The organism is Streptococcus sp. HMSC072D03 (assembly GCF_001812855.1).
GTDB classification, from domain to species: Bacteria; Bacillota; Bacilli; order Lactobacillales; family Streptococcaceae; genus Streptococcus; species Streptococcus salivarius_D.
This window is the reverse complement of the sequence record NZ_KV810660.1, coordinates 31,108-41,593: the sequence shown is the minus strand read 5'-3', so window position 1 is coordinate 41,593 and position 10,486 is coordinate 31,108. Positions and strand designations below refer to the sequence as shown.

The following is a 10,486-nucleotide window of genomic DNA, read 5'->3' as shown; positions in this document are numbered from 1 at the left end:
AGCACAGCTAGTGGTTTTCGTAAGATAAATAAAAAAGCCTTGCAGTTCAACATTTGCAAGGCTTTTGTCATACTTTGATTACTAAAGAGCTTATCCTTCTAGCTCACTCAAATACTCATAACGTTCATACTTTTCAAGTAAGGTTTCGTTAGCAGCATCCAAATCACGTTGAAGGGTAGCTAACTGTCCATAATCGCTAGCATTTTCAAGCATAGCTGCTTCAATCTCTTCGATTTTGGCTTCAAGGTCAGCAATCTCGTCCTCGATGGTCGCCCACTCTTGTTTTTCAAAGTAGCTCATGCGTTTTTTGTCTTCTTTAACTTTCTCAACTTTAACGCTAGCTTGCTCTTTTTCCTTCTCGAGGAGGGCTGATTGCTCTTGTAAGAAGGCTTTTTCATCAAGGTAGTCTGTGTAGTTACCAAAGAACTCTCGAACACCACCCTCTTCAAAGGCTAGAATCTTGTTAGCTACCTTGTCCAAGAAATAGCGGTCGTGACTTACGGTAACGACAGGGCCGCCAAAACCATTAAGGAAGTTTTCCAAAACCGTCAAAGTTGCAATGTCCAAATCATTTGTCGGCTCATCCAAGAGCAGAACGTTGGGCTTTTCAATCAGAATCTTAAGTAGATAAAGACGTTTCTTTTCCCCACCAGAGAGCTTGGCAATCTGTGTCCCATGGGTAGAACGAGGGAAAAGGAATTGCTCCAAGAGCTCTGTGATACTGGTTGTTCCAACCGTTGTCTTAACTTCATCTGCAACTTCTTGCAAGTAGTTAATGACACGCTTGCTCTCATCCATATCTTTAATTTGCTGTGAGAAATAACCAATACGTACCGTCTCACCAATATCTAGGACACCAGCTGTAGGCACAAGGTCACCATTAATCAGATTGAGCAAGGTCGATTTCCCGACACCATTATCCCCAACAATACCGATACGATCACGATTTTGCATGATAAGATTGAAATCACTGAGAATTTGCTTGCCATCTTCATAAGCGAAATCGACATGCTCGAAGTTCACTACCTTCTTACCAATACGGCTGGTCTCAAAGTTAATTTCAAGATCCTCATTATTGACCGTTTGGTGAACCTCACCCTTAAGATCCTTAAAGCGATTGATACGAGCTTGTTGTTTAGTCGCACGTGCCTGTGGTTGCGTTCGCATCCATGCCAACTCCTGCTTATAGAGTTGCTTTTTCTTGTGAAGGGCTGCTGCATCTCGTTCATCTTGTTCGGCCTTTAGACGCACATAGTCTTGGTAATTCCCCTGGTATTCAATCAGATTAGCCTGGTCTAACTCAAAGATACGTGTGGCTACATTGTCCAAGAAATAACGGTCGTGGGTAATAAAGAGTACCGTCTTTTTAGAAGACTTGAGAAAATTCGTCAACCAAGCAATAGTATCAATATCCAAATGGTTGGTTGGCTCATCCAAGAGCAGGAGATCTGCATCATTTAAGAGAACCTGAGCCAACTGCACACGACGACGAAGACCACCTGAGAGGTCCCCGACCTTTTGCGAGAGGTCTGACAATCCCAACTTAGACAAGACTGTCTTAACCTCACTCTCAATGGACCAAGCATCTAGACTATCCATCTCAGCCATAACCTTCTCCAAGCGAGCCTGATTCTCCTCAGAATAATCTGCCATAAGGGTTTCATATTCACGAATCAAAGCCATCTCACGAAGGTCTGATGACAAGACCGTATCAAGCACTGTCTTGCTATCATCAAATTCTGGCTCCTGAGTCAAATAAGCAATCTTATAGCCATTAGCCTTAGTGAAAGGTGACACATCACCATCAAAACCAATACGCTCAGAGACAACATCTAACAAGGTTGTCTTACCTGTCCCATTGACACCAATAATCCCAATACGATCCAAATCATGGATAATAAATGAAATCTCTTTAAAAACCGTCTTGTCTCCAACGGACTTGGTTAATTTTTCAACAATAAAATCTGACATCTTACTTCCTTCTTACAAATAACACCGCTACGGATCCTACGCATGCTCTGTAGCGGTGTGTCATTTTTATAACGTCCGTAGACTTATTTCATCGCTTGAACAAAGGCCATGATGGCTTCCTTGTCATTAGCTAGTTTCCCATCAACGATGGCATTTTCAATGGCTTTAAGTGTACGTCCAAGGTCCGGACCAGGTTTGAATCCTAGCTCCTTCATCAGTGTGCCACCATTCACAACGATTTCGTGCTTATCATGGATGAGCAACTGACCATCCAAATCGACAATACGCTCATAATCAACGTCCAAGCCCTGGGCCTGCCTCAAAGTCTCAGCCGCCTCTAAGAGCTCTTTACCATACTGATAAACATCTTGTTTAGTCACGGCTCTCTCCAAACGGAAATTGAAAATCTCAATCAAGGACTGAACTGTCTTTTGGAAATTAACAGACGTCTTCCATTTTTTAAGGAAAGAGCGTGGATTATCATGCTTGAGAGCCAAAAGAGTTGCCGCCCAAGCCTGTTCAGAACTTGTAAATCTAAAGTCCTCCACATAGTCTGCCACAAAAGACTGCCATTCTTCAGCAGTTTCTTGAAAATCCGGAAGGTACTGATAAGCCTTAGTCGCTAGAAGCGCCTTGATTCCTTTTTTCCAATGTGGTGCCAAAAGCAACTTATCGAACTCGATGAAACTTCGCTCAATCGAAATCTTTTCCAGAAGCGGGCCATGGCTGGTCATAGCCTGAAAAGTTTTTTCTTCGATATCAAAGTCTAAACTCGCGGCAAAACGTAGCCCTCGCATGATACGAAGGGCATCCTCGTTAAAGCGTTCCTCAGCCTTACCAACAGCCCTCAAAACACGGTTGTCCAAATCAGCAAGACCATCGAACTTATCGATAATCTCAGCATTTTCATTGAGAGCAAAAGCATTGACTGTAAAATCACGACGCTTGAGGTCTTCTTCCAATGAACGCACAAAGGACACGCTAGACGGACGACGGTAATCTACATAGACGTCCTCTGTTCGGAAGGTCGTCACCTCATACTCACCGCCATTTTCCAAAACCAAAACGGTCCCATGCTCAATACCGATATCCACCGTACGCTCGAAGATCTGCTTGGTCTCCTCAGGATATGAAGATGAAGCGATATCTACATCATGAATGGGACGGTTAAGAAGGGCATCACGTACCGAACCACCAACAAAGTAAGCCTCAAAACCCGCAGCCTTAATCTTCTCTAATATTGGTAAAGCCTTCTGAAACTCAGAAGGCAAATAACTTAATCTCATAGTAAATGTTCCAAACCATAAACAAGCTGAGCACGTTTAACCACTTCTTTAATACCGAGGTTAACGCCACCCATAAAGGAAATACGATCATAAGAATCATGACGCAAGGTCAAGCCTTCTCCTTGGCCACCAAAGATAACCTCTTGGTGAGCCACAAGTCCGGGCAAACGTACACTGTGAATACGGAAACCATCAAACTCAGCACCACGTGCTCCAGCAAGTGTTTCCACCTCATCCTCAGCACCTTGACGTTTTGTTTCGCGAACCTCACGGATAAGTTCAGCTGTTTTCACCGCTGTACCTGAAGGCGCATCTTTTTTCTTGTCATGGTGAAGCTCAATGATTTCAAGATCTGGGAAATATTTACTAGCTTCTGCCGCAAACTTCATAAGAAGGATAGCACCAATAGCAAAGTTAGGTGCAATCAAACCACCAATAGACTTGTCTTTAGAAAGGTCTGTCAATTCCTGAATTTGTGCTTCAGTAAATCCTGTGGTACCCACAACTGGTGCAAAACCATTCTCCAAAGCAAAACGAGTATTTTCATAGGCAACAGCTGGCATAGTGAAATCCACCCAGACATCTGCGTCAAAGCCAACCAAACCCGCTTTATCTGTGAAGACAGGAACACCGTCCACTTCTTTTTCTGTCGCAAATGGGTCAAGCAAGGCAGCCAAAGTCAATTCGTCATCTCCCTTGACCATTTCAACCGCAGTTGAACCCATTCTTCCTTTAAATCCAGCAACAATAACTTTAATAGACATGTTATTTTCCCTCTCTATTGATCTTAATCATAGACAAGCCCATCCCAGATGGATAGTACTTATTTGGTAAATTTAGGTGTTAGACCTAGTACTAGCGCTCCTTCACCCAAGTGTGTCGCAATTACAGCACATAAGGATACCACTGTTGAAACGCTAATTCCCTCTGCTTCTAGCTGCCTTTTAAAATCTTCAGCTTTTTCAGGAGCATTCGTGTGAAGAATACTAAGTTCCATTTCACGATTTTCCTCAGCTAGAGCAACCAAACGTTTCACAGCTTTCTTCTCTGTACGCACCTTTTCAAAAACAACGATTTTTCCTTCGTCATTAAAATTCAAAATAGGTTTGATAGACAAAAGATTTCCTAAAATCGCCGAACCATTCGACAAACGGCCACCCTTAACCAGATGATTAAGATCATCCACAAGAATATAAGCCGTCGTTTGATCAACTTGTTCCTCAAGCTTCTTCAAAATGCTCTCAAAAGACATCCCTTGGGCTGACCAATGCAAAACGTTTCTCACCATGGCTCCCATAGGAGCTGCTGTGATTTTTGTATCAGGAAAAGCAATCTTCAACTTGGCATGGTCCTCAATCAAAATCTGACTATTGGCCCAAAAACCAGAGATTCCTGAAGAAAGGAAAAGCCCAATGACATGGGTATAACCTTTCTCCTCCAACTCCGTAAGCAAGTTATCCAAGTCAGCTAGATTAGGTTGCGACGTCTTGAGCAGTTCCTCAAAGTTTGCCATTTGCGCATAAAACTGATTGACATCCAAGTTTTTTCCTTCAACAAAAGGCTGCCCCTCAATGATGACCGGAATATCTAAAACATAAACATCAGCATGACCCTGAATTTCAGCAGGGAGATTAACCGATGAATCCGTAATAACTGCAAGAGACATCTTAGAACTCCAAATTGATACCTGGACGATCCAAGGCAATTTCAGTTACTTCATAAGTCAAACGTTGAAGCGTATCCAAGAGCGGTGCAGCCAAGGCTTCTGCTTCTTCTTGTGAGAAGTCTTTTGGTTCATTGACGATACGGTTTTGAATGTGGTCCATTTGAGAAACAATCCCTGAGATAACAAACTCATCACGGACAATCATAAATTGCAAAACAGCTACAACAGACGTATTGTTAGCTTCTTCATCTTTATTGTGCAACTGGAAAGTTACTTCAACATTTGTTTTAGGAACACCATTCTCTTTTTCCCACTCATGGTTACGAACATCATAGTGGTAACGGTTAACAAATACTTTTTCGCGAATTAAATCCATTAGTCATATTCTCCTTGATACAATTACTCTTTATTATAGCATAAATATGCTTTATTATGGGAATATTATTGACAGAAAAATGAGTATTTAGACTGATTTTGACAGCGATAATAATCACTAGAAAAGTAGGAGCTTTGATTTAGGACTAAGACTACTAAAATAAGGCTCCTTCATCAGAAGAGAGCCCTTATATTGCCAGCTAACAGTCTCTTAAAGAATGTTTCTGCTGTCCCTTTTCATCAAAATTCTCAGGAGCTAGCCAATTCTCAAATCGTTTCTTAAGTGCCGGCCACTCACTATCAATAATCGAGAACCAGTCCGTATCACGGCTACGTCCCTTATAGATAGCATGGTTACGAAAACGCCCCTCATAGGTAAACCCTAAACGCATGGCAGCATTGGCAGAAGGACGGTTGAGACTATCACATTTCCACTCATAACGACGATAGTTAAGATCTTCAAAGACATATTTCATAAGCAGGTATTGAGCTTCTGTGGCTGCTCGAGTCTTTTGTAAAGCAGGTGCCAAAATCACCCGTCCCATCTCAACACTACGATTTTTTGGAGTAATAGCCATAAGTGAAAAGGTTCCCAGAACCTTACCTGAAGCCTTATCCCTGATGGCAAAGAAATAAGGGTTATCGGATTGCTCATAATCCTCCAAACACTGACGTACAGCTTCTTCAGATTCAAAAGGCTCCGCATACATATAGGTCCAATCAGAAAGAATCTGATTAGTAAAATAAAAGTCTAAAATATCCTTATAATGCTCTGCCACTGTCAAATGTTCAACGCTGCAATAACGGCCTTCTAATAGGGCAACATCTGGCATCTTACCTGGACTAGCATCCGCTAGACTTGGCCCCACTTCTTGTTGGTAGTGATTTAAAGGCATAGGATTCTCCTTCTTCATAAAGAAAAGCCTACACAAAAGTGCAGACTTTAGCTTAATTATTTAGCAACTGGGTATACAGATACTTGTTTTTTGTCGCGACCTTTACGTTCGAAACGTACAACACCTTCAACTTTAGCGAAGAGTGTATCGTCACCACCACGGCCTACGTTTACACCTGGGTAGATGTGTGTACCGCGTTGACGGTAAAGGATTGATCCACCTGATACAGTTTGTCCATCAGCTGCTTTAGCACCAAGACGTTTAGCTTGTGAATCACGACCATTGGAAGTAGAACCCCCACCTTTTTTGTGGGCGAAAAGTTGCAAGTTTTCAAGAGTTTTCAACATAAGATTGTGTCCTTTCTTAGTGATTAGTCGCTAACTTACGCGTTGATAGCGTTGATAACAACTTTTGTATAAGGTTGACGGTGACCTTGTTTACGGTGGCTACCTTTTTTAGGTTTGTATTTGAAAGTAACAACTTTCTTTTGTTTACCTTGTTTTTCGATAGTTCCGACAACAGTAGCTCCCTCAACAACTGGAGTACCTACTACAGTTTTATCACCACCGACAAGAACAACTTCGTTAAAAGTTACTTCTGATCCTGCTTCAGCGTTGATTTTTTCAACGTAGATTGCTTGACCTACTTCAACTTTAACTTGTTTTCCACCAGTTTTGATGATTGCGTATGTGCTCATGATGCACCTCCTATTAAAATTTTTAATGTGTCTGAGGTTTCCCTCTGTGAAGACTCGCCTAGTACTGCGGGGACGAACCCACTTGCAAACAGTAGTCGTGCGGTTGCACAGGACGTGCATTTAGTCAACGTTACAATTCTATCATTTTTTCCCTCTAATGACAAGAGAAAAAGTTATTTTGATTATTCTTATTCTGCTCATTGACCTTTAACCAAGTAATGATTCCCCTACTCAACCCTTATACCATATTTTCCTAAGAAGGTCTTAGATAAATCCTGCTCCAAATCAGCTAAACAAAGGCTCCTATCCGTTGTCAAAATTTGATAGCGTTCAGTCCCTTCGAAATAGAAGTGATTCAATAGCTGATAGCCATGTCGCTCATAAAATGCTAAGCGTTTTAAGCGCTGATTACGGTTAGAAGCAGCCTCCTCATCCATGGGTTCAATCGTAAGCACACACGGTCGTACCCCTGCTTCTTTCTTAACTTGTGCCAAAATCTGACTGCCATATCCCTGAGATTGTTTACTTTCCTCAACTGCAAGAAAAAGTAGGTAGACCAGGTTTTCAGTATAAATGCTATAGGTCAGACCAATGAAAACTTCCCTATCAAAATATGCCAAGAAAGATTGTCCTCTTTTCAAGCTGTTCCAAGACAATTGCCAGAGTGGGAGACGCTCCTCCACAGGAAAAGCCGCTTCATAAAGCGAAGCGACATTCTTAAATGTTGGTGTCAGAGGATAAATGTTACGAACCTCTAATGTCATTTTCCTAACCAATAACCTTCTTATAATCTTCTGGTGTTGCTACATGAGCATGCTCACGTTGGCGATCAAGCAAGTGACTAAGGAAGTCACGGTTGCCCAAGGCTTCTTTAAGCGTTTGCTTAAATTGCCCAGCATTCATTGGTGAGAAGATATTACTTGGCGCGGTATACTCAGGACCATGGCTAGTGTTCGTAAAGGCAAGGATAAGCAAGTTATTTTCAAAGGCAGCACGTGTCGCTGACAAGATTTCATTTTGATGGTTAATATCCAAGTAGAAATCAGCTTCCTTATAAAGACGCTTAACCTGCTCTGTTGTAATATTAGGGTAAAGGCTAACATTACTATATTTAGCCAAATCCATCAAGCGGCTTGACATTTCTGTGATTGCCCCAACATGATAGTGCATGGTAGGCACTTCACTGACAATGCTTTCCAAATGTTCAATCTGATCTGAATTGGTCAAGATAAGCGCTTGATTTTGGAAGTTGTTCTGACGGGCAAATGGATACATGAAGCCAAGGAAGGCCACGCGAGAAGCTTGCTCTGGACTAACCAACTTTAGAAGATTCGTATAAGCTGTGTAATCTTGTACAACAATCTTAGTCTGACGATGGTTGCTCTCAAGAAGCAGACGCATATTTCCAGGAACTGAATCAGTGATTGGTTCTTGCCAGAAGAGAACATCTTGACCAGAATTTGGAAGATTCATAGTTGTCAAGAAAGGTGTCGCCAATGAGTTGTATAGAATACGACTCAAATCATAACCAGCTTCTTTAAGATAGAAGACTACAAATTCAGATTTATTTTTGAAAATGTAGACCTTGTCTTTCCAATTCAAGATAACGTCTTTAGTCAAATGGTTGATGACGATAACTTCCTTGTTGTCTGGAGTGAAATAGCTCGTAATGGTCGCTTCTTGCTTAACATTATAGGTTGTTTGTGAGAAACGGTAACCCTTGTTATTGTAGCGATCAGTCACGCGCAGGCGTCCTGATTCATCATACCAGTCAACAGCTTTAACCAGACGTTGGTGAGCAGGATGCGCATAATGAATATGACCACGTTTTTTGTCAAAACGGAAGATTTCCGCATTGCTATTCGTTCCTATAATTTCCCAGTAGTCAGGCACAGGGACCTGATTAAAGTAAAGTGCAGAACCTTGAACCTTGTCAAAACCAGTGAAATAAAGGTAAGGTGAGGTCACATCACTAGGCAGAAAGCCATCATCTGAAAGACAAACTGTTGTATTCACATAGCCAGCGACAATCAGTGAGTAATGGAGATCCCAACTACCCTGACTATAGTTTTCAAATAAATTAATCATGACTAGTCATCTCCTTTACTAAGTTAAGCCACTTCTGCTCGATTTCCTCTGTCAAAAAGCCTTTGGCAATATCATAAGAGACTTGATGAACATAATCCAAATCTGAGCGATTGAAAAAGGCTACAATTTTCTCTGCCAAGGCAGCTACGATAGCAGGCTCATCATCTTTTTCAAAACGAGGAATGAGGTACCCATTTTCATTATCCTTGATAAAGGTTTGGTTCCCATAACGAACATCAAAACCAATCATACCTAGACCAGATCCCACGGCTTCTAGAAGTGTCAAACCAAACCCTTCACTCTTAGAACCTGATAGGTAAAGTTCGTAGTCCTTGTAGACTTCTGTCAAGTCTTGGTGACCTTTAAGGTGGATATAATCCTGAGCTTGATTTTCCTCGATAATGGCCTTAAGTTTGGCTTCTTCAGCACCTGTTCCATAGATATCAAAGTTTACTTGTGGCAGACTTTCTTTAGCCTTAACAACAGCCTTGGCCAACCAGTCCACGTGTTTTTCATTGGCCAAACGTGAGGCTGTGATGATTGAGAATGGTTTACGCTCTCCTTCAGGCTTTCTCAGTTTATCCACACTTCCCACAGGGATGGTTACGATATGAGGTGTAAATGGTGTGTATTTATTGAACTGATCTAGCATAATGCTACGTTGGCGCTCTGTCGCTGTGATAAAGAAATCAACCTTATCTGCATTGCTGAATTGGTACTCGTAAAAGTTATTCCATAAAATAGTCTTGTCTGTCACAGCATTTTCACTAAAGTGCTCTGCATGGACCACAACCCCAAGCTTAGCAGGTTTGGTGTTACGGAAAACAGCCTGTCCCGTACCAGTTGCACGGTCCAAGATGACGGTATCTTGGTCAGTTAGACCAAGTTGAGACATGAAGTAGGCGATAAATTCATGCTTAGATGACAAAATCTTATCTGGAAAACGGAAGACACTATCCTTACCATCAACAATTTCATCATAAGCAACACTACCATCCTCATTGAAGAAACGGCGTTGATAGAGGTGAGCCTTATTGTCTACCGGTGTGTAGTACTCCGTGAACATCTTAGTATAAGAGTAAAAGTCTTTACGGATTAAGCAACCACGCGATACTTTTTCCACACGGTGAACGATGTCTTCACCCTCTTTACGCAAGTAGGCTGCATAGAAGATATCTTCCTTGGCACAAAAGAGCTTAACCACTTTACCATTAATCTCACGACGCGTGATGTCATAAGGAATTTCCTTTTCCAAATCCTTGACCGTATAGGTCGTTGGAGCAATTTTTAGGTCTGTAAAATAGCTGTAGAGCCAGATGATATCTTCATCCGCAAACCCCATGTTACGGGTCAAATCAGAAAGATTGTCCTGCAAGAACATATCCATAAAGACAAATTTGGCCTTAATACCTGTGTTTTTGAAAATTGTAGAACGATAGGCCTGGGCGTACTCAACACCACTTGATGCCCAACCGATTCCTAAATTGATGTTATAAACAGTCATGTA

General features: G+C 41.7%; 11 protein-coding genes and 1 other annotated feature. All 11 genes read right to left on the bottom strand.

Features of this window, described 5'->3' with window-relative positions; genetic code table 11:
* Window positions 1–90 precede the first annotated feature (90 nt).
* The 11 genes from HMPREF2877_RS05920 to gtfA all read right to left on the bottom strand — a co-directional run bounded on the left by HMPREF2877_RS05920 (window position 91) and on the right by gtfA (window position 10,483).
* Window positions 91–1,971, bottom strand: coding sequence for an ABC-F family ATP-binding cassette domain-containing protein (locus HMPREF2877_RS05920; protein WP_022496253.1), 1,881 nt, complete (start codon window positions 1,969–1,971; stop codon window positions 91–93).
* Window positions 1,972–2,054: 83 nt separating this feature from the next.
* Entirely contained in the window at window positions 2,055–3,257 is a 1,203-nt protein-coding gene (locus HMPREF2877_RS05915; protein WP_045769276.1) for a CCA tRNA nucleotidyltransferase, read from the bottom strand.
* Window positions 3,254–4,021, bottom strand: coding sequence for a 4-hydroxy-tetrahydrodipicolinate reductase (dapB, locus tag HMPREF2877_RS05910; RefSeq protein ID WP_013990119.1), 768 nt, complete (start codon window positions 4,019–4,021; stop codon window positions 3,254–3,256). Before dapB ends, HMPREF2877_RS05915 begins: the two co-directional genes overlap by 4 nt.
* Window positions 4,022–4,080: 59 nt before the next feature.
* Window positions 4,081–4,923 carry a DegV family protein gene (locus HMPREF2877_RS05905; protein WP_070579118.1) on the bottom strand — a complete coding sequence of 281 codons (843 nt, stop codon included), beginning with the start codon at window positions 4,921–4,923 and terminating at the stop codon, window positions 4,081–4,083.
* A gap of 1 nt (window position 4,924) precedes the next feature.
* Window positions 4,925–5,299 carry a DUF1149 family protein gene (locus HMPREF2877_RS05900; RefSeq protein ID WP_002885550.1) on the bottom strand — a complete coding sequence of 125 codons (375 nt, stop codon included), beginning with the start codon at window positions 5,297–5,299 and terminating at the stop codon, window positions 4,925–4,927.
* Window positions 5,300–5,498: 199 nt separating this feature from the next.
* Window positions 5,499–6,194 carry a GNAT family N-acetyltransferase gene (locus HMPREF2877_RS05895; RefSeq protein WP_070579115.1) on the bottom strand — a complete coding sequence of 232 codons (696 nt, stop codon included), beginning with the start codon at window positions 6,192–6,194 and terminating at the stop codon, window positions 5,499–5,501.
* A gap of 56 nt (window positions 6,195–6,250) precedes the next feature.
* Entirely contained in the window at window positions 6,251–6,541 is a 291-nt protein-coding gene (rpmA, locus tag HMPREF2877_RS05890; protein ID WP_002885483.1) for a 50S ribosomal protein L27, read from the bottom strand.
* 35 nt (window positions 6,542–6,576) lie between these two features.
* Complete coding sequence (gene rplU / locus HMPREF2877_RS05885) at window positions 6,577–6,891, bottom strand: 50S ribosomal protein L21 (protein WP_002885597.1); 315 nt, start codon at window positions 6,889–6,891, stop codon at window positions 6,577–6,579.
* A 40-nt stretch (window positions 6,892–6,931) separates the two neighbouring features.
* Window positions 6,932–7,006: a sequence feature (ribosomal protein L21 leader region), on the bottom strand.
* A gap of 112 nt (window positions 7,007–7,118) precedes the next feature.
* Complete coding sequence (locus tag HMPREF2877_RS05880; RefSeq protein ID WP_070579112.1) at window positions 7,119–7,655, bottom strand: GNAT family N-acetyltransferase; 537 nt, start codon at window positions 7,653–7,655, stop codon at window positions 7,119–7,121.
* 4 nt (window positions 7,656–7,659) lie between these two features.
* The gene (gene gtfB, locus HMPREF2877_RS05875; protein WP_002885503.1) at window positions 7,660–8,979 is read right to left on the bottom strand and encodes an accessory Sec system glycosylation chaperone GtfB; all 1,320 of its coding nucleotides are present in this window, start codon (window positions 8,977–8,979) and stop codon (window positions 7,660–7,662) included.
* Window positions 8,972–10,483 carry an accessory Sec system glycosyltransferase GtfA gene (gene gtfA, locus HMPREF2877_RS05870; RefSeq protein WP_045772165.1) on the bottom strand — a complete coding sequence of 504 codons (1,512 nt, stop codon included), beginning with the start codon at window positions 10,481–10,483 and terminating at the stop codon, window positions 8,972–8,974. The genes gtfB and gtfA overlap by 8 nt, the downstream gene beginning before the upstream one ends.
* Window positions 10,484–10,486 lie beyond the last annotated feature (3 nt).

Coding starts and splice junctions, on each gene's coding strand:
- gtfB (WP_002885503.1), bottom strand. CDS start 8,979: ATGATTAATTTATTTGAAAACTATAGTCAGGGTAGTTGGGATCTCCAT.
- HMPREF2877_RS05915 (WP_045769276.1), bottom strand. CDS start 3,257: ATGAGATTAAGTTATTTGCCTTCTGAGTTTCAGAAGGCTTTACCAATA.
- HMPREF2877_RS05880 (WP_070579112.1), bottom strand. CDS start 7,655: ATGACATTAGAGGTTCGTAACATTTATCCTCTGACACCAACATTTAAG.
- rpmA (WP_002885483.1), bottom strand. CDS start 6,541: ATGTTGAAAACTCTTGAAAACTTGCAACTTTTCGCCCACAAAAAAGGT.
- rplU (WP_002885597.1), bottom strand. CDS start 6,891: ATGAGCACATACGCAATCATCAAAACTGGTGGAAAACAAGTTAAAGTT.
- HMPREF2877_RS05905 (WP_070579118.1), bottom strand. CDS start 4,923: ATGTCTCTTGCAGTTATTACGGATTCATCGGTTAATCTCCCTGCTGAA.
- HMPREF2877_RS05895 (WP_070579115.1), bottom strand. CDS start 6,194: ATGCCTTTAAATCACTACCAACAAGAAGTGGGGCCAAGTCTAGCGGAT.
- HMPREF2877_RS05920 (WP_022496253.1), bottom strand. CDS start 1,971: ATGTCAGATTTTATTGTTGAAAAATTAACCAAGTCCGTTGGAGACAAG.
- gtfA (WP_045772165.1), bottom strand. CDS start 10,483: ATGACTGTTTATAACATCAATTTAGGAATCGGTTGGGCATCAAGTGGT.
- HMPREF2877_RS05900 (WP_002885550.1), bottom strand. CDS start 5,299: ATGGATTTAATTCGCGAAAAAGTATTTGTTAACCGTTACCACTATGAT.
- dapB (WP_013990119.1), bottom strand. CDS start 4,021: ATGTCTATTAAAGTTATTGTTGCTGGATTTAAAGGAAGAATGGGTTCA.